This window comes from Pseudomonas sp. OIL-1, assembly GCF_010669185.1.
GTDB classification, from domain to species: Bacteria; Pseudomonadota; Gammaproteobacteria; order Pseudomonadales; family Pseudomonadaceae; genus Halopseudomonas; species Halopseudomonas profundi.
Genome location: NZ_CP048629.1, coordinates 2,063,338 through 2,085,873 on the forward strand (window position 1 = coordinate 2,063,338; position 22,536 = coordinate 2,085,873).

The following is a 22,536-nucleotide window of genomic DNA, read 5'->3' on the forward strand; positions in this document are numbered from 1 at the left end:
CCTTGGCGGTTCGATAGGAGGCTAGCGACGGCGGCAGAAGGGTGAGGCGCTTGCGCCGAAAAATCCCTCTCGCGGAGTCGACTGCATGGTGCATTACTGGGCCATTCTCCGTCTCAATGCGCGAGCCGTGACTAGCCTGGGGTTAGCTCCGCGCGATGCTTCTTGAAATTCTCCGCCTGCTCGAATATCTCCTTGTAAACCTCATCGTGGTCCACCGGCGGATAGCCGTGGTCCGCCAACACCAGGATCAACTCGACTTTCAACTCAGCTTTTATATCCGCCCGCTGATTCCAGTCGGTGTACTGCACCTTGTCGTCCACCACCTTTTTCACCGCAGTGGCGAGGGTCAGCAGTTTGTCTTCGGGATAGGTGAAGTTGTATTGGAAGGCGAGCTTCTTGAGGATGTCGTAAAAGGCTTTTTCCTCAATATCGACCCCGAGATCGGCATAGGATTGCTGCTCGTCTTTCAATGCATGAATCAGGTCTACAAACTCGTTGGTGATGTCCTCCCAGACCTCGCCAACATAAAGCGTATCGTCCTTGCGCTCATTGTAATGATCCACCAGCTTGCGAAACTGCTCCGCAAAATCCACGCCCTTGGCCTTGTTGATCTTTCTGAAGTCTTCAATCGCCTTGGCCAGCAGCTGTTGCAATAGCTTGATGCGCGTATTCGGCAGCTTGATCTTCTCGATCTTCGCCAGATAGTCATCATCGAAGATATCCATCTCGCCCGCGCCGTCTTCGCCCAGCTTGAAGATTTCCTCCACGCCATCGGCTTTCAGCGCCTCGGCGACCATCTCGCGCACCCGCGCATTCATCTGCGCGATATCCGGTGCGTTGCCCCTGGTCAGCTTGAAGACGATGGAGCGTACCGCGAGATAAAAGTGAATCTGGTCGCGCTCGCCCTGGCTGACGCCCTCCGAGCCGCAGCAGATGTCATAGGCCGCCTTCAGACGTTTCACCAGCGCCATAAAGCGCTTCTCGATCTTGTCGGTGATCTGGGCATACTCCGCCGCCCTATTCAGGCAGTTGAGCTGCTCCAGCGGGCTGCCGGTGTAGTAAAGGCGGGCGTCGAACTGATGAAACAGCTTGTTGAGCAGGTCCAGGTGATCCTTCACCACGACGATCGACTGGTTGATCTCCTCGATATTCTGCTGGTCCACCTTGTTGTAGTGCTTCAGCGCCAGGTTCATCTGACTTTTGATGCCGATATAATCCACCACCAGACCCTTTTCCTTGCCCTGAAACTTGCGGTTCACCCGCGAGATGGTCTGGATCAGGTTGTGGCGCTGGATGGGCTTGTCGATATACATGGTGTCGAGGAAGGGCACGTCGAACCCGGTCAGCCACATGTCCACGACGATCGCGATCTTGAAGTTGGACTTTCCGTTCTTGAACTGGCGGTCCAGCTCCTTGCGGTATTCCTGCGTGCCGAGCATGTCGTAAAGCGCTTTTTCGTCATCCTTGCCGCGGGTCATGATCATCTTGATCCGCTCCATCGGCTTGATTTCCTTGCGCTCCTGCTCGGTCAGCTCCACGCCTTCCTCGGCTGCCAGTATCTCGTTCCATTGCGGGCGCAGCGCCACCACCTGCTGCCAGAAGGCATAAGCGATCTCGCGCTTGCTGCACACGAACATCGCCTTGCCCTTGAGCGTTGAGCCTTCTGCCACGCGCTTTTCATAGTGATGCAGAAAATCGATAGCCAGCGCCTGGATGCGATCCGGGTCGCCAAGGATGGCGCTCATGTTGGCGCTGGCCTTCTTGCTTTCCTCGATCTGGTATTCGCTGGTGCCGTCTTCGGCGCACTGGGCGTAGTAGGCCTCGATTTCCTTGAGCTTTTCGTTATCCAACAGCACCTTGGCAGACCGGCCTTCGTAAACGATGCGCACGGTGATCTCGTCCTTCACCGACTCGGTCATGGTGTAGCTGTCCACAACCTCACCAAACACATCCAGCGTTGCGTCAATCGGCGTGCCGGTGAAGCCCACGTAGGTGGCATTGGGCAGCGAGTCGTGCAGGTATTTGGCAAAACCGAAGGTGCGCTTCACGCCCTTGTCGGTCACCCGCACCTTCTGGTCCAGGTTTACCTGGCTGCGGTGCGCCTCGTCCGAGATAACGATCACGTTGGTGCGCTCGGTCAGAAGCTCCGTGTCTTCGGTGAACTTGTGGATGGTGGTCAGGAATACGCCGCCGCTGTTGCGGCCCTTGAGCAATTCTCGCAGATTGGCGCGGCTCTCCACGCTGACCACCGTCTGGTCGCCGATATAGTTCTTGGCATTGGTGAACTGGCCCGCGAGCTGGTCGTCCAGGTCGGTGCGGTCGGTAATCAGCACGATGGTCGGGCTGCCGAACTCCACGCTCTTCATCAGCAGGCGCGTAAGGAACAGCATGGTATAGCTCTTGCCGCAGCCGGTGGCGCCAAAGTAGGTGCCGCCCTTGCCGTCGCCCAGTGGCTTGCGGTGCAGGCGGATGTTCTCGTACAGCTTGTTGGCCGCATAAAACTGCGGGTAACGGCAGGCGATTTTTTCCTGCTTGCGGGACACGTCCGGGAAGTAGATAAAGTGCCGGATCACCGCGCGTAACCGATCCGGGTGAAACAGCCCCTCGATCATGGTGTGCAGGGCGTTGATGCCGTCCTGCTCGATGCTTTCGTCGCCCGTGACCTTGCGCCAGGTGTAGTAGAAATCGTAAGCCGCGAAGACCGAGCCCATGCGCGAATTTACCCCATCGCTGATCACGCACAGGGCGTTGTATTTCATCAGCTCGGGAATGGAGCGCACATAGCGCCTGGTCAGCTGTTCCCAGGCTTGAAAAATGGTCGCGTCTTCCCGCACCGCACTCTTGAACTCGAACACCACCAGCGGCAGCCCGTTGATATACAGAATGGCGTCGGGGATGCGCTTTTCGGTGCCTTCGATGACGAGCTGATTGACCAGCCGATAGATATTGCCGGTGTGGTAGCCAACGCCGGGCTCGGCTTGCAAGGTTTCTACCTCACCTTCCAGCGGCACGCGCTGTTCGGGCAGGCCGCTGTAGTCGATCAGCTGAATATAGAGGTCTTTCTGGCTGTGCTGCGAGTGCTCGCGCTTGAGCAAAAAGCCGTCGGCCATGCGCTTGTGGATGGTCTTGTTGGAGTCATACAGATCCAAAGCAGGCAGGCTGTCCAATTGCTGGATGACCGATTCGATTTCGCTCGCAGTGATGTTGTCGGCGGCATACTGCGCAGCGAGAAACTGGCGCAGGTCATCCTTGATGAGTGCTTCGCTGTTGCTGGCGCGCCGGATGCTGTCGCCAGTGAAGTGCGGATAACCCTGCTGTGCGAGCAAATCGATAATTGCCTGCTCCAGCTTGGCTTCGTTGAAACTCATCGGGTACTCCTTTCCTCAATGACAACAGTTTCTGCGGCGCAGAAAGCACTATGCAAAACGTGCGTATTTGTTCAGCAACTATCCGGAAATTTCGGACAGTTCAGATTAATCGCTCATCAACGAGCGTTCAGGTTATCCAATAGTGCCAGCATTGCCTTCAGCGGCCAAACAAAGTCCTTGCTGCCCTTAATGTTGCAGGGGCGGTCAGCAAGCCAGACGCTGGTGCGGTAGGCGCTGAGGTCGGTGATCGAAGCGCCGTCGTACCAGAGCATATGCTCCACATCCTGCTTCATACGGTTAAGCGTACCCTGCACCGAGCGGTTGCACGTCGTATCGCATTGCAGTGGCGTCAGGGCACTGGCTGCCGTATCCAGCTGTGCCTGGCTGGCGCCGCCTTTTAGCAGGGCGTTCATCAACCCATCCTGAAAGAAATAATCCAGCTCGGCGAAGTCGGGTTTGGTCAGACAGGTGAGCAGTACCGGGAAGCGCGTAGCGTCGTGGACGAATAGCACACAGTTGCGGCGTTGCAGCGTAAGCAGGTTGGCGTGCCAGCCGCTTAACGGGCTATCGCCTGCATCATTGGCTGCAAGCGGGCGGGCTCTGGTGTTCGGCAGCCGGCCGTTAGCATCGACCGGCAGTTTGGCGAACAGCTTGTGGGTGCAATGCAGGTGAATCATCAGTGTTCCGTGTCGGATTCAGGTTCTATCATTCTGCGGGAAATGATCGTATCGAGTTTGTTGTTTGATCATAGTCGTACTCAAAGTGTTAATTTTTTCCGTCACGTAAACCCGCGAGCGGGTGGAAAATCCACCACCGAGTGGCTGAATTTCCACCATTTGGTGGTTGAAATTGCAGCACGACCGCGTCGCATTGTCATGCTGCCGGCGCCGACTTCGCTTGAATACCATAGGCAATATGCCTACACTTCGACCCATGAAAGGAATCTTTATAGAAACCTCTGTTTTCACTGCGCGGGTTGGCGACTATCTGACCGATGAAGAGTATCGGCATTTGCAGACTGAGATGTTGGCGCACCCGGAGTGCGGCGACGTAATGCCCCGAACGGGTGGTTTTTGCAAGCTGCGCTGGGCTGACAGCAGAAGAGGCAAGGGGAAGCGTGGAGGTCTGCGCGTGGTGTATTACTGGCTGATGGGAGACGGTCAATTCTGGATGTTCTCGATCTATGACAAGGACGAAATGGAGAATCTGACCGCTGACCAGGAGAAGCAGCTCAAACAGGCCATAACCAAAGAGTTGAGCAAGCGAGGTACCAAATGAACAAGCGCAATCTGTTCGACGAAATGATGCAGGGCATCGATGAGATGGCGGCGCAGCGGGAGGGCAAGATTACCTTGCGCCACGTGACGGTCGAGAACCGACCCGCGCCCGAGGTGACGGCAGGTGAAATCGTTGCTTTGAGAAAGAAAATGAAGATGTCACAAAAGGTCTTCGCCATGCGCATACGAACCAGTGCTGAAACCCTGCGTAACTGGGAACAGGACAAAGCCAAGCCGAACGCTCAGGCGGCGCTGCTGATAAAGCTGGTCGAGCAGTACCCCGATATGGTTGATCGCCTGGCTAGTGTGTAGGCGCTAACGCGGCCCGAACCAAAAACACTCGTCTGATACCGCTTTTTCCGGTCGCCTTCTTTTTGAACTGTCGCAAAATTTGCGACAGTTGCTCCTGCATCGAGCTCGCCCTCTCGGAAGAGATTATTCAGGTGTTTGCCGACCGTTTTGCATCCCGCCCAAACAGCTCGGACAGCTGTTGCCGGTTAAGCCACACGGTATCGCCCTCCAGGCGTACCTCAATACATGCCTGGCCGTCGCCGCTTTGAAAAATTTCGATCCGCTTGTCGTTGGTCATCGGCCGTCCTGCCTCACTAGCGCATGGAAATTGGGTTCGCTGTGGCGAGACCGATCACCCGCCTGGAGCGCATGAACCGGCCATTGCAGTGACATATCCTACTCCCGCTCTAATCTGTCGTTCGTGACCTTGCGCCACATCAGATCACCTCGGCGAGCAGCTGTTCGGCTTCGGGGATGCGCAGTTGGCCGGAGAGGAGTTTGGGGAGGAGGGTGTCTCTGGTGGATGTAAGCCGCGTTTGCTGTCGCATGAGACTGTTCATCTTTTCATAAAATGGCTGAACTGCCCTGCTGTACGCGTCCACGACGGGTTTCGGAGGCACGCCAAGCGGTATGCTATGGACGTAATTTCGGTTCAAGGTGGGCACTGCCGACCCGGAATTATAGGTTTCGAGACCTAGCGATCTGAGCAAATACAACGCGTGATAAGGCGACGAGTTTTTGTATTCCTTAATCCAGAGAGTCGTATTCAATGGCCAAAAGTCGTGGTGGACGAAGTTTACATCTCCAAGCTTCCCGCTTCGCCCGGTAGTTATCCCGGGACCTTTAACCTTGAACTCGTTGTGAGTGCCGTCCTGCCCGCTTGCTGCCATCAACGGGTAGTCGCCATCTGTCCTGTTTGTTTTTGGCAGATCGAAGCCTCTCTGAAGAACTAGCATGTCTTCTAACGTGCCTTCGAACCACCCCTCCGGCACCCAGCCCATGGTTTCGGCAAACACAAACCGATCCGGAAACTGCTGGCGGATGGCGGCGGGCAGGGTGTGGGGGTGTTCGGGCGATTGTTGCTGTGCGGCGTTGGCGCGGCGTTCGGCGCGGGCGGCGAGTTCTTCGGGGATTGGATTGCCGGCGGCCAGCGCGTTGTCGATCACCGGATCAAAATCCACAAACCAGCTCTTGAACAACGCCTGCGCCATGGCTTCGAGCGTGGTGTTCATCTGGCGGTTGAGTTCGATTTTGTCGTCGAGCGTGCCGAGGATGTGAGCTATGTGCTCCTGTTGACCGAGTTCAGGAAGCGAAATAGTGACTTTCTTGAGGTCTCGGATTGGAAGTTGGGGCTGAGCGCTTCCCGTTCTGAGGCTCTCCACTTGATTTTCAAAAACTTTCGAGCGCAGAAAAAGATATAGAAATTTAGGGCTTAAACGATCTTGGTCTGGTCGTATTATCACCATGCCTGAGTTTATCCGGACATGGTCGAATGGAACTCGCCGGCTGTAATAGGCCACATTACCGACCGTGCCCCGAGTCGTTAATACGAGATCTTCTCGTTTGAGTTTCCCTTTGCGTAATGCTTCATCGCGTTCCTTGGATACAAAATCCATGTCATCAAACTTGAAGCCATCCTTCGTAACGTTCCCGGTGTTCAAAAATAAACAATAGCCAGTTGTAGTGAACTCTTTCCGGTTCGGGTAGTTTTTTCCGCGATCCCCGTCGAGAATCTCCAATGGGGCTTCATCAAATGAATATGTGGGCCACTCACTCCCCATAACCCAACCCCTCCAGATTCCGCTGAATCACCGCATCCAGCTTCGCCGATTCCTTCATCTGCCGGTACAGGGTCTGGCTTAGCTCAGCCATCTTCTCCTCAAACAGCACACCATCATCTTCCACATCCGCAGCGCCCACATAGCGGCCGGGGGTGAGCACGTAATCGTTGGCCTTGATCTCATCCAGCGTGGCGGCTTTGCAGAGGCCGGGTACGTCTTCATATACCGCCTCACCGTCAAATTCGCCCCGCCAGGCATGGTAGGTGCGGGCGATGTCGGCGATGTCGTCGGTGGTCAGATCCTTGTGGGTGCGGTCGATCATGCTGCCTTTGTTGCGAGCGTCGATAAACAGGGTTTCGCCCTGGCGGTCGCGGAAGTGTTTGCGGCCATCAGTGAACTGCTGGGCGCGCTTGTTCCTAGTCATGAACCACAGGCATACGGGAATCTGGGTGGTGTAGAACAACTGGCCGGGCAGGGCGATCATGCAGTCGATATGGTCGTTCTCGATCAGCTTCTGGCGGATCAGCCCTTCGCCGCTGGTGTTGGTGCTCATGGAGCCGTTGGCCAACACGAAACCGGCTACGCCGTTTTCGCTGAGCTTGCTCAGCATGTGCAGAATCCAGGCGTAGTTGGCATTGCCGGTGGGCGGTACTTCGTAACCGGCCCAGCGCGGGTCGTTGGTCAGCTCGTTGCTGGCGCGCCATTCCTTTAGGTTGAACGGCGGGTTGGCCATGATGAAGTCGGCCTTCAGGTCCGGGTGCTGATCCTTGAAGAAGGTATCAGCGGGGACTTCGCCCAGGTTACCGGCAATGCCGCGAATCGCCAGGTTCATCTTCGCCAGCTTGTAGGTGGTGGCGGTCTGTTCTTGCCCGTAGATGGATATGTCTTTCTTGTTGCCCTGGTGGTTCTCGATGAACTTGATCGACTGCACGAACATGCCGCCCGAGCCGCAGCAGGGGTCATAGATCTTGCCTTGGTAGGGCTCGATCATTTCGGCAATCAGGTTGACCACGCACTTGGGCGTATAGAACTCGCCGCCGCCCTTGCCCTCGGTCGCGGCAAAGTTGCCGAGGAAATACTCGTACACCCGGCCGACCACGTCCTGTTCGTTATCTTCGACGGTGTCGATGTTGTTGATCGAGTCGATCAGCGCCGCCAGCTTGCTAACGTCCAGCCCCAACCGGGAGAAATAGTTGTCCGGCAGCGCGCCGCGCAGCGAGGGGTTGCTCTTCTCGACGGTGTGCAGCGCGGTGTCTACCTTGACGGCGATATCGTTCTGCTTGGCATGCTTTTGGATATGCGACCAGCGCGACGCTTCCGGCAAATAGAACACGTTGCGCATGGTGTAGAACTCAACCATGTTGACATAGTCGCCCTGACCCTGATCGATCAGCTCCTGTCGGCGCGCCTCGAAGGTATCGCTGACAAACTTCAGAAAGATCAGGCTCAGCACCACGTGCTTGTATTCCGATGACTCAACGCTGCCGCGCAGCTTGTCGGCGGTGTCCCAGAGAGTCTGTTCGAAGGATTTGGTTTTCTTGCTGGATGCGGCTTTTTTGCTCATGTGTTTCGGCTTTGCGAGGGGTACGTCGGACTGCGCGCAGTGCATGCGTAAGCAGGCCGGAGAAAGCGGGCGGCAGGCGTTCCGTTGCCGGCGTGCTGCGTCCTGGTTGAAGGTGAGAATACGGCACCGGAGGCGGGGATGTCTAACGTGGAATAGGCTTCCTGGTTGCCCGCTTGTGCTGGAGTGGAGAGGACCCGCTTAGTTCAATATCATGAAATTCGGCGACTTCGTCGCTCGGCTCCTTGATGACGCGTAACAACTGGCTAAGACCCCATCCCTGCAATGGTGGGCTGGCACCTGCACGACCGAAGAAAAACCTTAATTCACTGCCCGGAAGCGGTTGACCACTAAATCAGCGTGGCATAGTTAGATCGGCCGACGAGCTATCTTGATCTGCGATCGCTCGCCGTCCGTTGGCTCGATGCCTGGTCAAGGGGAGCTTCTGGTCCCTTCGTAGGCGTCCCGAATGTCAAAGAAAGAAAAGAATGATGATAGATTGCCGTCATCAAATCTTTCGGTCCCGGTATAGATCTCATGGTTGAGTCCGTTGAAGACCCTAGGTGCCTTGCCGGATAGGGTTATTTGGTAGTTCGGTCTTATCCCTTGCCCTGTCGTACCAAGCCTAACGGTAGCACCTTCATCACCTCTCATTTTTTCAAGCATGGTTCGCAAGAAAATCAGGCCCAGCTCAGGGAGTTTAGTTTTGGTCCAAACGAGCTTGCTCATGTGTGCTCCTTAGCGCTTAGCGTAGCGGGCAGCTGTTTTGTAAAGATCACCAACTCTTATGCCAACATCCGTTTGATCTAAGCTATAGCCTAGGTTTTCCATTACCTGCCGGACCATTCGTCCAGTCATCTGCTTGACTCGGTCAGCGCGAATGTCATCGCCGAACTCAGCTAGCAGATGAGGCTGAAGGCCTTCAAGCGCCGGTCGCTTCAGATAGGTAGTCGTCTCCAAGCAGGCGATCGAAGAGTCTTCATGCAAAAAGCGCCAGATCGCTGCGCCGAGTGGTGTGTTTGCAACGTCGGAAAATGAACCCGGATCGAAAATTCGCATAGTCACCTCATTTGGTTGCTAGTCACCTAGTACCACCCGAGTATTACCTGCCTTTAATGGCAGGTCAAATTTTTTCCCCAAATTTTGTCTACGAGCAAAGCGCTGGCAAACAGGGCCTGCGGCGAGATCGGTTCAAGCAGCGCATGAGCCGGGGCCCTCCATCAGTTCAACAAAGACCGGGGATTTGGATCCCGTCTAATCAGCCTGTTTCAAGCATTACTCGGCTCACATCCTCCGACGGGCGTGTAAGCATCCCCCGGTGTCAGGGTAGTTGTCGCTTGATCGGTTTTACCTGAATCCAATCCCGGGGACGGTATGAGTCATGCAATGCCACGTTATGCACCAGAGCGAAAAGAAGCCCTGCTGAGAAAGCTGTTGCCCCCGCACAACCTGTCTGTTGCTGAGTTGGCCCGGCAGGAAGGTATCTGCGAGCAGACGCTTTATAATTGGCGCAAACAAGCCAAAGCCGGAGGAGCTGTTGTGCCGGGAGATCAAAAGCTGACTGACAACTGGTCGGCAGAAGCCAAGCTGGCGGTCGTTATTGAAACCGCCGCATTGTCAGAGATTGAGCTGAGTGAGTACTGCCGCAGCAAGGGTCTCTATCCACAACAAGTAAAGGCTTGGAAAGCCGCCTGTCTGGCCGGCCAGCAAAGCGCCAAGACGCAAAGCCAAGCTGATCGTGAGCAGGCCAAGACAGACAAGAAACGCATCCGCCAATTGGAACGTGAACTCAACCGCAAAGAGAAGGCCTTGGCCGAAGCCGCCGCACTGCTGGTGTTGCGAAAAAAGCTGAATGCCTACTGGGGCGACGACAGCGAGGATATATGACCTCGCTGCCAGTCAGGCAGAACTATGTCGAATGGCTCACTGAGGCCATCACCAACGGTGCACGCAAGAAGCCGGCGTGTGGTGAGCTGGGCATCAGTTTGCGCACCTTCCAGCGCTGGACTCAAGAGAACACCATGAAGCCTGACGGCCGTACCACTGCCATACGCCCCGTACCAGCTAATGCGCTCACCAAGGCAGAACGTCAGGCCATTCTGGAGCTGTGCAACAGCGAAGAGTTCGCGCATTTGCCGCCAAGCCAAATTGTGCCGCGACTGGCTGACCAGGGTCGTTATGTCGGCTCTGAAAGCAGCTTTTACCGTGTGCTGCACGCCGCCGATCAGCAGTACCGTCGTGGCCGCAGCCAACCGCCTCGTCGGCATCCTGCGCCCACAACACATGTAGCCACAAAGCCCAACCAGGTCTGGTCCTGGGACATTACCTATCTGCCATCGCCGGTGCGTGGTCAGTATTACTACCTGTATCTGATTGAAGATATTTACAGCCGCAAAGCCGTTGGCTGGGAGGTGCACAGCGCCGAGTCTGGCGAAGAGGCTGCCGCCTTGTTGCAACGCAGCATTCTCAGCGAAAAATGCCTGCGTGAGCCGCTGGTGCTGCATTCTGATAACGGTGCACCCATGAAGTCTGCGACCTTGCTAACCAAAATGTATGACCTTGGCGTCACGCCTTCGCGCGGCAGGCCCCGCGTAAGTAATGACAACGCCTTCTCGGAATCACTGTTCCGAACATTGAAGTACTGCCCTCAATGGCCGCAGAACGGCTTCGCCAGCCTGGATGACGCCCGGGCCTGGGTCAGGGACTTCATGTACTGGTACAACCACGAGCACCGGCATAGCCGGATCCGCTTCGTGACGCCAGCGGAGCGCCATCTGCGCCTGGATGTGGATATCTTGGCAAAGCGTCATTCGCTGTATCAACAGGCACGCTCAGCGCACCCGGAACGATGGTCAAGGAATACGCGAAACTGGGACGCTGTGAGGGAAGTAACACTCAATCCAGAGAAGCAGCAAAACCTGCAAGAAGAACCGCAGCTACAGGCTGCATAAAAGTATGGTCTACGCGACAACTACGTTGACAAACACCGGCATGAGCACATCAACAGTTGTAGAGCTCTGTAATTTCAATAAGATAAAAATCAAATGCTCATAAGTGCGTTCGCACTCCACCCGTCCAATTTCCCTGCGCCTGTCTCCCGTTTTCAGCGGTTAGGCGAGGCTCCCCGGCTCGACCTGTCCTCATCGATTCCATCCAATGTTGCCGAGCGCCTGTTGCCTACCCAGGCAGCCCTCAGGGTGCTCGCTTTTTATGGCATCCCGGAGATATGCGTCGAACTGCGGCACTTAGTGCTGAGCTGCGAGTCTTTCGGTAGAGCCATGACAGAAAAGGCAACGAAATTGCCAATACCGACCTGGGGGGGGAATGCGGGGGCCTGCCCGGCTTCGCAGTGCCTGCCCATGCAGGACAGCGCGACTGGCGAGGAAGTCTGGAAAGGCCGGCTTCCGGTCGGCAGCCAGGGAGGCCCGATGAGCGATGTCTCGCCCCAGACAGGCCGGCAATACATCGTTGTCACCGCTGGCGGCGCACGGACCTCACCCGAGCGAGGGGGCTAGGTTATCGCCTGTGCACTGCCTGACGAGGCCAGGCAGGCAGACTAGGCAACCCTGTGCGTCAGCGAAGTGCGCGACGCAATGAATTTCAAGCCTGCAGCGCTTTAGGAGTCACATATGAAGAATCATGCATTGGTAGTGGGATCGAGTGGCATCATAGGTAGCGCGGTGTCGCGCTTGTTGGCGGAACAAGGCTGGAAGGCCACCGGGCTCGCTCGTCGTCCAAGCGAAGAGCCTGGTGTCGAGCCGCTCAGTGCAGACCTGCTGGATCCGGAAGCGTTGGCCAACGCGTTGCGAAACACCGCGCCTTCGCATCTGTTTCTGACAACCTGGTCTCGCCAGGCAAGCGAAGCCGAGAATATCCGGGTGAATGCGGAAATGGTCCGTAACGTGCTGAATGCGGTTCGGCCATCCGGATCGGTGCGCCATGTTGCCCTGTCGACCGGCCTCAAACATTATCTGGGTCCCTTCGAAGCCTACGGCAAAGGAGCGTTGCCCCAGACGCCGTTTCGAGAAGAGCAGGGACGGCTGGATGTCCCGAACTTCTATTACGCGCAGGAGGATGAACTGTTCGCCGCATCCGCGCGCGATGGTTTTACCTGGAGCGTGCACCGGCCGCATACGGTGACTGGCGTCGCTGTGGGTAACGCGATGAACATGGCAACGACCCTGGCGGTTTACGCCTCCATTTGCCGCTTCACTGGTCGCCCATTCCGATTCCCTGGCTCCGAAGTCCAGTGGAACGGACTTACAGACATGACTGACTCGGCGCAGCTTGCGCGACACATGCTCTGGGCGTCGACCACACCAGACGCCGCTAACGAGGCGTTCAACGTCGTCAACGGTGACGTGTTCCGGTGGAAGTGGATGTGGGCGCGCATTGCTGAATGGTTCGACATCGAGCCGGCCCCGTTCGATGGAACGCCCGCACCGCTTGAACAACAAATGGCCGCTGATGCAGACATCTGGAAGGAAATGTCGAGTCAGTCAGGTCTGGCAGAGTCAGATATCGGGAAACTGATCTCGCCATGGCACACGGACGCCGACCTGGGTCGCCCGATCGAGGTCGTTACAGATATGTCGAAAAGCCGAAAGCTGGGCTTTCTGGATTATCAACCAAGCGATGAAGCGTTTTTCCGGGTGTTCGAGCAATTGCGCGCCAGCAAACTCATCCTCTAGACAGGCTTAAGGTTTGAACCCTGGCGGTGGACCAGATGGCTCACCGCCACAAAACCATTCCCCACGGGACGAGCGGTTAAGTGTGTCGGTCGCCGCCCCGCGGCCGTTTCGTGCGGGAACCTTTAATCGGCCGATTCAGCAAGGATCATTCGTATCAGCGCTTTTTCGTTCTGACGGGCTGTGATTGAACGGATGCCCCGGCTGTCTGGATGCCAAAAGGTAATATTGCCCGATCGCTCTTGTCCGTATACTGTTTATCCATACAGTTAAAAAGCAAAGGCATGCGCGATGAGCGAAGCAGTTATTCTTGCGCCCATCGGGAACTCGACCGTAGAGCTCCCGTTCTTTTCCGCCCGGGTTCCCGCCGGGTTTCCAAGCCCCGCCCTTTTCCCATACGACTCTTTTTATCAGTGTACAAAAATCCTTTAATAAACGCCTAATAAACAACAAGATAAGGATGAAAGGCTCAATCCTATCTTGTTTAACGGCGTTGACAACTGTCAGCCGGTCCACTCCCTTCGCTGATTCCCTCCAAGATTCCACATTCGGCTGCTTCGCGCTCATCCGAGCAACGTCCTCTCAGTGCAACAAGCTGTCTCTCAAGCGCATGTAGAGCAGTTATCTGCGACCGTACATGAGCAATGTGGTCATCGAGCATTATGTTCACTGCCGCACACGGCTGGTGAGGATCGTCCCCATAGCTTTGGAGTTCCCGAATCTCTGCCAGTGACAGGTCCAGAATTCGGCAGCGCCGAATGAAGGCGAGTCGTTTAGCATGCCGCTCGGTATAGATACGGTAACCGTTGTTCTGCCGACATGGCGGTTCAAGCAAGCCTTGCCGCTCATAGAAGCGAATCGTCTGGGTGTCGAGACCCATTGCTTCTGCTAGCTGACCAATACGCATCGCGCTTACTCCAATCTCAACTGAGAATCCCACTCCCTTGACCTTATAGTTACTATATGGTTTTAACTATCCCAATTCTATTTCTGGTCCAATTGGAGCCGTACCGTGAGAAAAGACTGTGGTGACTCATGTGGCTGTGATGCGACGCCTGCAACTGACCCCGATGGGCCGGTATCCGGCAATGCGTCAGATGCCTCAGTTAGTGTCTTTGCCGTGCCGAAGATGGACTGTCCATCGGAAGAACGAATGATCCGCTTGGCGCTGAATAGCTTTAGCAATATTCGAGCACTCTCTTTTGATTTATCAAATCGACGGCTGAAGGTGGTGCATGACGGGGAGGTTGAGCCCATAACGGCAAAACTGGCGACCCTAGGGCTGGGCGCATCTCTTCAAGAGACAAGCATTGCGGACCCAGGGACGATCACAGCGGCTATAAACTCTGCAACTTCCGACGCTCAAGAGTCCGGCACTCTACGCTGGTTGCTCGGCATCAATGCGATCATGTTCGTAGCTGAAATGACCGCAGGCTTGATCGCCCAGTCTGCTGGGCTGATTGCTGACTCGCTGGACATGTTTGCCGACGCAGCCGTCTATGGTCTTGCCCTCTATGCCGTAGGCCGCAGTTTGCGGTTGCAAACACGCGCCGCTCATGTTGCTGGCGTGCTCCAACTGCTCTTGGCCCTTGGTGTGCTGATAGAGGTGGTGCGCCGCTTCCTGGTTGGCAGTGAACCAGAATCGCTGGTCATGATGACCGTCGCCTTCGTTGCGTTAATCGCGAACACCGCCTGCCTGCTGCTGATATCCAAGCATCGTGAGGGCGGCGTGCATATGAAGGCCAGCTGGATATTTTCAGCCAATGACGTGCTGATCAACCTGGGCGTCATCGTCGCAGGTGCCCTGGTCGCCTGGACGGGCTCCAGCTACCCGGATCTGGTTATTGGCACGCTTGTGGGACTCATCGTCCTCAACGGTGCCCGGCGTATTCTGATGCTCAAGGGATGATGTAGCCCGCTGTCTTGATTGGAAAGGCGGCACAATTGATGCGCTAAGCTAACGTTTCAGCTTGTGGATAATCAAGACGTCGGAGCCAGCAAGACGTTGCGCCTCGGGGTCGTCGAGAAGGATGGTTATGGATAGCTTATGGCTGGTACTTGGCCTGGCTCTGCTTCCCGCATTAGGGAACTTCAGTGGTGGACTTGCGGCTGAAGCTTCGCAAACTACCTCCCGTCGTCTCAATTACTCCCTCCATGCCGCTGCCGGTCTCGTCATGGCAGTCGTGGCGGTTGAGATTATGCCTAGAGTGCTAGAGGGTCTCTCAGCCTGGCTGATTGCCCTTTCCTTCGCTCTAGGCGGCATGGCTTATATAGGCATCGAGAAACTTATAGGGAGCATCCAGAGACGACAAAGCGGTCAGGGCGAGAGCGGCCAATCGAGTGTTTGGATGATCTATATTGCCGTCTCCATAGATCTCTTTAGCGATGGCCTCCTGATCGGGGCCGGTTCTGCGGTCGCGCCATCAGTTGCCATGATCTTGGCAGCGGGCCAGGTTCTCGCGGATGTGCCTGAGGGTTTTGCCACCATCGCAAATATGAAAGACAAAGGGATTCCCCGAAAAACGCGCTTGTTACTCTCAGCCTCATTCGCACTTCCCGTGCTCTCAGCCGCTGCCTTATCTTACTTCCTACTCAGGGACCAGCCGGAGAGCTTCAAGCTGGCCGCACTCACCTTCACCGCTGGTCTTCTCACAGTCGCTGCCGTCGAGGAAATGCTATCCGAGGCTCATGAAAGTGGTGAGGACACACACATTTCGATCATGGCCTTTGTGGGAGGATTTGTCCTGTTCGTTCTGGTGTCAGCGGGGCTGGAAGGACTATTGCCGAAGAGCTGACACTTTACGCTGCTATACTGTATAGGCGTACAGTTATCTGATAGGGTTCTGTTGTAGAGCAAGGGTGAGTGGCCAGCGCACCCCTGCCATGCCCCACGGGTTGTGAACATTCCAAGACGGACGGTCGCCCCAGAATCAGGCTGAGTGAGATCTCTTGATGAATCAGGTTTCCCCAAACAGTTTTCCTCAAGGAATCATCGCGAAGGGCCACACAGAGAAGAATTTCCGGTTCCTGGTTCTGTCGGGTAGTGCTTTGGCTCTGATTCAATCTCAGCTTGCCAACTTACCCCCATCCCAGCGGCGAAGCGCAAGTCGGGCACTGTTTTACTTCGAATGTTTCCTATGGCTAATCAAACATCCCCCTATCACAAGCATTCTGGACTTCCGAAAAAACGCCTTCCTGAGCAGTCAGCGCCTTTTCTACGGGGCGCTCTACTCGACCTGTTTTCTGGCTGCTGAAGTAAAGTACTCAGGCAGACAGAGACTTGTCCTGTACTTCTTTAAACTCCTCGCTGGGTTGTCTAAATCGGCTCCTATCAAGATTTTTGTACATTCAGACCTTACGAATAGCCAGGTCCGGGAGTGCGTCACTCAATTTGAATCTATTCGGATTGACCCTGTGCGCGTCGCCAAGCTCACGGGGTGGCATGTCGCGGACAGAAACGCGGGCTCATTTCGATTAAAGATGGGAGCTGTCTTCGACGTTCTGGGGCCTGATTTTACTAGGGACCTACACCAGGAGAGCCAGAAGCACGCTTTGGCCCATGGTCACTATGGTAACTACGTTAATGTGGTCTCTCGATTCGATGATTTCGTGTGCTGCTATGACGATGATCCGATAGACAGACAACCCTTAAGCCCTGAAGTGCTCCAAGACCCAATCTTTGTTTATAAGCTTTTCTGGAGCTTTCAGCGCTGGCATTTTGAAGGATACTCCGAGCGGAGCCAGACCCAACCGACGGAACGGGTGTTGGCAAACCTTCAGCGCCAATGGATCAGAATCATCTGTTGGGCAAAGTCTGTTCTGGTTAGAGGCGGGCTTATGTGCTCCCCACTCGGTGAGGTGTGGCCCGAAGGGAGCAAGAAGCTCACTCGATCCCTCCATGAAGTAGGCCACCACCGCTATGCTGATGGTAAAGCCCTTGTATCCCAAAAGCTCTTGACCCAGATTCCGCTGTCGGCCACTGACAAGGAGGCAACGGAGCTTCTATTCAAGCGGATCAAAGGCGACTTCAACCAAGTCGTTCAATGGGCTCGACGACAGATTGATCGCATCGCTCATCGTCTGAACGCTATCGATCAAGCCTGTGATCAAGGCGACCTGATAACGCTAGGCTCTCGAATATCTTCTCGGGCATACGGCCAGCCTGGGATGGCGATGAACAGCCTTATCAGGACCGTAAAGGAAACCCACAACGGATTTACAATCATCGACCATGCCATGCGCGGCCACTTGGTGAGCGCAACGGGGTCTTCTTTTTCAACAGCGGAGTTAGCCGCGAATCTGGCAATGCCGACGAAGTATGCGATTGCTCCCATCGCTATTTGGCTGGTGGCGCAGCATCCCGTGCTGACCGATGCGTCTCTGTTGGCATGTGAACTATTCGACCGAAATGGTAAGCGAACCGGTTTTGTCCGGACCGACTCAGGGTCTGTGCTTGTAGTGAAGAAAAATCGGAAGGGGAAGCAACAGGAGGTTGCACTGAGCGGCGACGCAGCCTCTGTGATTGAACTTCTTATCCAGATCACAGCCCCTGTCAGGAGCTATCTCAAGGAGAAAGGGGATGATGCCTGGCGACGATTGTTCATTGTCGCGGGCGGTCAGGGTTTTCAGGAACCCTATACCTTCACAAGCCAGACCAGCTTCGCCAAGACCCTCCGACAAAAAGCCTTTGTACAAGCTCATAGCGCCGAGTTAGGGGACCTGGTCACCGTATTGTCGCTGGCCCGGATAAGGGCTACCGCAGGTGTTCTCGTCTACCTCAAGTCGCTGAGCATCGAGAAAATGGCAGAGTCGCTATGAATCACACCGGGTTTCGTGGAGGCCTCAACTCTTGAGAGAATGAGGCATGACAAAATCCAACAGCTACTCCCCTGAAGTCCGTGAACGTGCTGTGCGCATGGTTCTGGAGAACTTGAAGGACTACCCCTCCGAGTGGGCAGCCATCGAATCCATTGCACCCAAGATTGGTTGTGTCCCGCAGACGCTGCATGGCTGGGTGCGCAAACACCAGACCGACAACGGCCAGCGACCCGGTCAGACGACTGAGGAACGGGACCGTATCAAGGCTTTGGAGCGCGAGAATCGTGAGCTGCGTAAAGCGAACGAGATCCTCCGCCTGGCCAGTGCTTATTTTGCCCAGGCGGAGCTCGACCGCCGCAACAAACCCTGAACGCCTTCGTTGACGAGTACCGTGACCGTTACGGGGTCGAGTCGATCTGCCGCGTGGTGCAGATCGCTCCGTCCGGTTACTACCTGCATGCAGCACGTGCCCGACAGCCTGAACGGCGAAGCACTCGCGCCCAACAGGATGAGTTGCTGTGTGAGGACATCAAGCGTGTATGGGAGGACAACATGCGCTGCTATGGCGTCGTGAAGGTCTGGAAGCAACTCAGGCGCGACAAGGTGCACGTTGCCCGTTGTACCGTTGCGCGACTGATGCGCCACTTGGGGTTGCAGGGTGTTCGGCGCGGCCAGGTAGTTCGTACCACGGTGCCTGATGGCAACGCCGTCTGTCCTCTCGACAAGGTTCAACGCCAGTTCAAAGCTGACCGTCCCAATCAGTTATGGGTTTCAGACTTTACATACGTATCAACGTGGCAGGGTTGGCTCTACGTAGCCTTCGTTATCGATGTCTTTGCGCGACGTATCGTCGGCTGGCGTGTGAGCAACAGCATGAAAACGGACTTCGTGCTTGATGCCCTGGAGCAAGCACTCTACGCCCGGCAGCCAGGCCACACGGACGGTCTGATCCACCATAGCGATAGGGGTAGTCAGTACGTCTCTATTCGTTATACGGAGCGTCTCGCTGAGGCTGGAATAGAGCCCTCTGTTGGTAGCAAAGGAGACAGCTACGACAACGCCTTGGCGGAAACCATCAATGGCTTGTACAAAGCGGAACTGATTTACCGGCAGTCTTGGAGGAGCCGCGAAGCCGTCGAAATCGCCACCTTGAAGTGGGTTCACTGGTACAACTACCAGCGGTTACTGAGCTCGATTGGATATATACCGCCGGCAGAAGCTGAGGCAAACTTCTATCAGCAAAACACCGGTCAGGCCATGGCCGCCTGACTTAAACGAAATGGCCTCCATAAAACCCGGTGTGATTCACTAGGCAACTCCAAACGGGTTGCCATGAACCATTATCTGCCGCCTACCATCATGCAGTTTTTCCAGGAGCGTTGGGTCAGGATTTTCCAAAACGCGGTGATTGTCCACGCCATGAAGGACTCTCCTTTTCTGCTCGATGCGACGGACTTTAACAGCATGAGTGAGTTGGACCGGTTTCTTGAGGCACATGCCCTTCGACCGCTTCCTGAAGAACCTGACCCGCTGAGCAGTTCCGCTGAGCAAATCTTCGATTTATCAGATTCAGAGATCGTCATCTCTATCGATGAGGGTGTTCTTGGAGTGCTTCTCTCGCTAAAGCTGGCCGTTGAGAAAGCTGGCCCGCGTGCGGGAGAAACTGCTGTGTACTGGAGCGAGTTCGCAGCCAAGGTTGAGTCTCATATCGAATCTGATGATTTTGCAGACCCATACATTCGCAGCTGTCTAGTAAAAGCCAGGGGAGTAGCGAACCCTCAACAATTTGAGGGTCTAGTTTGTGGATGATAGCAACGCACTACCTCGCGAATTGGATTTCATAACACACTCTGTCGACGCGGGCTCAGGCCTATTCCGCAGCGCCGAGTGGCTCAATTCGAAGTTTGATGACCCAATGTGGAGCGCTCGCATTGCCCAAAATGGCAAGAGAGACACTGTCATTGATTTCCGGGTTAGGCTGGATGATGGGCTGCTGCTCACCCACTCAAAGCATCAGGGCCTCCTGCAAAGCATCAAGGCATACCTATGCCTCTCATCCCATCCGCTGGCCGCCGGAGGCATCCAGCTTGCCCCGAGGACAGTAGAACATAGAGTCCGTACGACCATAGGTATTGTCGACTACTTCCTCCTACGGGCCGAACGTTTCCAACTGGCATCCTATGGGTTCAAGCTAATTACGCCGCATGACGTAACGGAGTTCATGGCTGTGTTGGCCGCTGGCCAGTACGCGAAGAACAATCTCTACGCTGCGCGTGAAGAGCTTCGGGATTTCCTTCGGCTCAAAAGCCTTCAGGTTACGGAACGGGAAGCAAAGAGCGTTCTCTCTAAGGTTCCCAGCATCGCTATTGTTGATGATACAGATGAGAGCAGCCTTGGCTTATCGGAGTCGGAGATTATTGCGGCCCGGGTTTTCCTCTGGATCAACGGGAACTACAAACGCGTACCGATTACAGCGGGTAGTGACGGGCATTCATTTTTTAGTCATCAGGTTTCTCCGAGCAGTATCTACTCTGAGATATACCGCGAGCGGACTTTAGTGACGCCCAAATTTCTGGGTCTGGTGCTGGACGAACTCCACTTTAGTCCATCTGAGAAGACTTTTCGGGAGTACCCAATGGTTTCGTCCATGGTTCTGTATGACGATCCATTGCCCTCTGAGGCCGGAGTTGATCTATACCGGCAAGCGCTTAAACGAATGGAACTCCTCAAGCTCTGTGGGCTGGGCCATATCAGCCACCATTCGCTTTCAGCCTTGGATAACAGGGTTTTCCTCAGCCAACTGAAGATGAAAGGAAAAGGACGATATCGGTCATTGCCCCAGGAAGTTATTTTTTCGTCGTTCCGGAACGCAGTGGAGTTCTACCTCGGTCTGGGACAACCCCTCATCGACGGTTATCTTGCACTGGCGCGAGAGGCCGATGCTCGTGGATGTACGGTCGGAGATTTGAGCCGATCTGAAACCAGAGAGCTTATCCCCAAGAGGTTAAGGGACATCGGAGTAAGAATCTGGGACCTCTCGGCAGATTTTCGCGGGTCCAATCGTGGAGGCGGCAGTGCTCTGTTTTTTAAGCGGTTCAGAGCGAACGAGGGGCTGCTCCAGCTCGCTGAGGTGCTTTATGGTGCCATCTGGATAATCCTCGCCGCGCTCAGCGCCAGGCGCTCTGGAGAGCTTAGGGATCTTGCGGCAGATAGCTGCCTTGTTACGAAGTCCCATGGCTATTACTTGCAGTTTGACTTACGAAAACGGAACTTCGGCAAGACTCGTGAACAGGCTCTTCGTCCCATTCCCAATGTCGCGGCCCGATGCATTCTGAGCTTGGGTGACCTCCATCAAAAGCTCTCCTTGCTTAGTTCGGCTAAGGCTTCAGATAGGCTTTTCAGCAAGCCTCGGTACCGCGAAGTCGGTCTGGCCGCGATGAGTTCAGTAGACGCGGCAAAAGTGCTGAACCGCTTCTCGGACTATTTCGAAGTGAAACAGGACTCTTATGGACGGCGCTACTACATTCGTACCCATCAAATGAGACGTTTCTTCGCCATGACGTTTTTCTGGGCCGGTGGATTTGGTGGCCTAGACACGCTCAGGTGGTTTTTAGGGCATACCGATGTCGAGCACGTTTATCACTACATCACAGAGACCGTGCCAGGAGAGGTACTGCGGAGAGTCGGTGCCGAGTATGCCTCTGAATCGCTGCTCACGGGGCAGAGCGACACAGAGGATCTGGGGAACCTTCTAGGTGAGCGCTACGGATTGTCATCCTTTTCAATCATGCAGTCGGATGAAGTCGCAGACTATATCGAAGACCTGATGATGGAAGGGTTGCTCAAGGTGGAGCCAGTCTTCATCGATACCCCGACAGGAAAACGCCATGAGATCCTCTTTAAGATCACTGGAGAGAATTCGTGAAGGAAGCAACACGTCAGGTATCTGCTCAGCTGGAGATTAGCAAAAGATCTGTTCTTGCTCGTGTTGGGTACCTCGAATCGATTATTCAATCACCCGCCGAGCACCGAGAAAACATGACACTCCTGGCCGCGTTGAAGAGCCAAAGTGGACTTGCAAAATTGTCGGTCAGCGAAGCTTCTATTTCTCCTATGTCGCTCAATACGCTTAAGAACAGAGCGAATGACCTGCTCCCTGGTGGGTTTACAACTATCGATCATCTGAGACGCCAGGCCGTAAAAGCGATTCACGATTCAACCGTAGTCAAGCCTGCATCGTCCTCTGTAAGCAAGCAGGACCTCAAAGATAAGGTCAAGGCCCAGGAAAGGATAATCTCTCAGCTATGGGATGAAATCGCACTGGTAACGAACCTTTTCAGAGAATCGGTAACACTCGCCCAGCAGTTTGCCGAGAAATGCCCTGATCCGGCAGATCTGAGTCTTTTCAAAAAGCGCCGTAGAGAGCTGCTTTCAATGCTCTCTCTAAGCAAGCAGCCTCAGCCTCCCTCACATGAGAATCAGCCCAATGCCGAGGGATGAGAAACTCTATCGCCTAACGAGCGACGCTTTTCGATTGCCTTACGGAATTGATCGGAATAGCCACGTCCTCAGCGTCAAAGCGGATAACATTCCGCTTCTCTGTTGGCCCGATGGCAGACCGTGCACCGAGGCGAACCTATACCTGCTGCACTGTTTTGAGCGTGGGCTTTCCCGCAAGGAAGGCGGTGGCACGCTTACTCAATATGCCAAGCTTCTCTCACACCTCATTCGCTTTTGCTTTAACAACAACTA

Annotated in this window: 19 protein-coding genes and 1 other annotated feature; of the genes, 11 read left to right on the top strand and 8 right to left on the bottom strand. The window is 55.1% G+C overall.

The window, feature by feature from the left end; all coding sequences use genetic code 11:
• Nucleotides 1-131 precede the first annotated feature (131 nt).
• Nucleotides 132-3,368, bottom strand: a complete 3,237-nt coding sequence (locus tag G3M63_RS09635) for a type I restriction endonuclease subunit R (RefSeq protein WP_163982875.1) — start codon at nucleotides 3,366-3,368, stop codon at nucleotides 132-134.
• A 116-nt stretch (nucleotides 3,369-3,484) separates the two neighbouring features.
• Complete coding sequence (locus G3M63_RS09640) at nucleotides 3,485-4,045, bottom strand: hypothetical protein (protein ID WP_163982877.1); 561 nt, start codon at nucleotides 4,043-4,045, stop codon at nucleotides 3,485-3,487.
• Between the two features lie 256 nt (nucleotides 4,046-4,301).
• On the opposite strand from G3M63_RS09640, the gene G3M63_RS09645 reads away from it, so the two are divergent.
• Nucleotides 4,302-4,646, top strand: coding sequence for a toxin (locus G3M63_RS09645; protein ID WP_163982879.1), 345 nt, complete (start codon nucleotides 4,302-4,304; stop codon nucleotides 4,644-4,646).
• Nucleotides 4,643-4,957, top strand: a complete 315-nt coding sequence (locus G3M63_RS09650; RefSeq protein ID WP_163982880.1) for a DNA-binding transcriptional regulator — start codon at nucleotides 4,643-4,645, stop codon at nucleotides 4,955-4,957. The genes G3M63_RS09645 and G3M63_RS09650 overlap by 4 nt, the downstream gene beginning before the upstream one ends.
• A 127-nt stretch (nucleotides 4,958-5,084) precedes the next feature.
• On the opposite strand, the gene G3M63_RS09655 is transcribed toward G3M63_RS09650, so the two are convergent.
• The 5 genes from G3M63_RS09655 to G3M63_RS09675 form a co-directional block, all read right to left on the bottom strand.
• Nucleotides 5,085-5,234 (bottom strand): hypothetical protein, encoded by a 150-nt coding sequence (locus G3M63_RS09655; RefSeq protein ID WP_178100965.1) that lies wholly within the window; start codon nucleotides 5,232-5,234, stop codon nucleotides 5,085-5,087.
• A 139-nt stretch (nucleotides 5,235-5,373) separates the two neighbouring features.
• Nucleotides 5,374-6,675, bottom strand: a complete 1,302-nt coding sequence (locus G3M63_RS09660) for a restriction endonuclease subunit S (RefSeq protein WP_163982882.1) — start codon at nucleotides 6,673-6,675, stop codon at nucleotides 5,374-5,376.
• Between the two features lie 31 nt (nucleotides 6,676-6,706).
• Complete coding sequence (locus G3M63_RS09665) at nucleotides 6,707-8,281, bottom strand: class I SAM-dependent DNA methyltransferase (protein WP_163982884.1); 1,575 nt, start codon at nucleotides 8,279-8,281, stop codon at nucleotides 6,707-6,709.
• Between the two features lie 429 nt (nucleotides 8,282-8,710).
• The gene (locus G3M63_RS09670) at nucleotides 8,711-9,007 is read right to left on the bottom strand and encodes a hypothetical protein (RefSeq protein ID WP_163982886.1); all 297 of its coding nucleotides are present in this window, start codon (nucleotides 9,005-9,007) and stop codon (nucleotides 8,711-8,713) included.
• Nucleotides 9,008-9,016: 9 nt separating this feature from the next.
• The gene (locus G3M63_RS09675; protein WP_163982888.1) at nucleotides 9,017-9,337 is read right to left on the bottom strand and encodes a hypothetical protein; all 321 of its coding nucleotides are present in this window, start codon (nucleotides 9,335-9,337) and stop codon (nucleotides 9,017-9,019) included.
• A 327-nt stretch (nucleotides 9,338-9,664) separates the two neighbouring features.
• On the opposite strand from G3M63_RS09675, the gene G3M63_RS09680 reads away from it, so the two are divergent.
• Together G3M63_RS09680 and G3M63_RS09685 are read left to right on the top strand one after the other, a co-directional pair.
• Nucleotides 9,665-11,229, top strand: a protein-coding gene (locus G3M63_RS09680; RefSeq protein WP_163984141.1) for an IS3 family transposase whose coding sequence is annotated in 2 segments (ribosomal slippage) — nucleotides 9,665-10,127 and nucleotides 10,127-11,229 — 1,566 coding nt in all. Because the reading frame shifts where the segments join, the coding sequence is not laid out codon by codon here.
• 678 nt (nucleotides 11,230-11,907) lie between these two features.
• Entirely contained in the window at nucleotides 11,908-12,969 is a 1,062-nt protein-coding gene (locus G3M63_RS09685; protein WP_163982889.1) for an SDR family oxidoreductase, read from the top strand.
• Between the two features lie 481 nt (nucleotides 12,970-13,450).
• Here G3M63_RS09685 and cadR read toward each other — a convergent pair whose 3' ends face one another.
• The gene (cadR, locus tag G3M63_RS09690; protein WP_163982891.1) at nucleotides 13,451-13,873 is read right to left on the bottom strand and encodes a Cd(II)/Pb(II)-responsive transcriptional regulator; all 423 of its coding nucleotides are present in this window, start codon (nucleotides 13,871-13,873) and stop codon (nucleotides 13,451-13,453) included.
• A gap of 105 nt (nucleotides 13,874-13,978) precedes the next feature.
• Here cadR and G3M63_RS09695 point away from each other — a divergent pair, with 105 nt between their 5' ends.
• The 7 genes from G3M63_RS09695 to G3M63_RS09725 all read left to right on the top strand — a co-directional run bounded on the left by G3M63_RS09695 (nucleotide 13,979) and on the right by G3M63_RS09725 (nucleotide 22,284).
• Entirely contained in the window at nucleotides 13,979-14,875 is an 897-nt protein-coding gene (locus tag G3M63_RS09695; RefSeq protein WP_163982893.1) for a cation transporter, read from the top strand.
• Nucleotides 14,876-15,002: 127 nt separating this feature from the next.
• Nucleotides 15,003-15,761, top strand: coding sequence for a ZIP family metal transporter (locus G3M63_RS09700; RefSeq protein ID WP_163982895.1), 759 nt, complete (start codon nucleotides 15,003-15,005; stop codon nucleotides 15,759-15,761).
• 157 nt (nucleotides 15,762-15,918) lie between these two features.
• Nucleotides 15,919-17,784, top strand: coding sequence for a hypothetical protein (locus G3M63_RS09705; protein ID WP_163982897.1), 1,866 nt, complete (start codon nucleotides 15,919-15,921; stop codon nucleotides 17,782-17,784).
• A 46-nt stretch (nucleotides 17,785-17,830) separates the two neighbouring features.
• Nucleotides 17,831-19,053 (top strand): IS3 family transposase gene (locus tag G3M63_RS09710; RefSeq protein ID WP_163981804.1). Its coding sequence is split into 2 segments (ribosomal slippage): nucleotides 17,831-18,116 and nucleotides 18,116-19,053, totalling 1,224 coding nucleotides; the frame shifts between segments, so codons are not numbered across the junction.
• Nucleotides 18,109-18,225, top strand: a sequence feature (AL1L pseudoknot). Its footprint overlaps the gene before it by 117 nt.
• A gap of 63 nt (nucleotides 19,054-19,116) precedes the next feature.
• A complete protein-coding gene (locus G3M63_RS09715; RefSeq protein WP_163982899.1) occupies nucleotides 19,117-19,593 on the top strand; it encodes a hypothetical protein in 477 nt (158 codons plus the stop codon).
• Nucleotides 19,586-21,709, top strand: a complete 2,124-nt coding sequence (locus G3M63_RS09720) for a hypothetical protein (RefSeq protein WP_163982901.1) — start codon at nucleotides 19,586-19,588, stop codon at nucleotides 21,707-21,709. The genes G3M63_RS09715 and G3M63_RS09720 overlap by 8 nt, the downstream gene beginning before the upstream one ends.
• The gene (locus G3M63_RS09725; protein WP_163982903.1) at nucleotides 21,706-22,284 is read left to right on the top strand and encodes a hypothetical protein; all 579 of its coding nucleotides are present in this window, start codon (nucleotides 21,706-21,708) and stop codon (nucleotides 22,282-22,284) included. Before G3M63_RS09720 ends, G3M63_RS09725 begins: the two co-directional genes overlap by 4 nt.
• Nucleotides 22,285-22,536 lie beyond the last annotated feature (252 nt).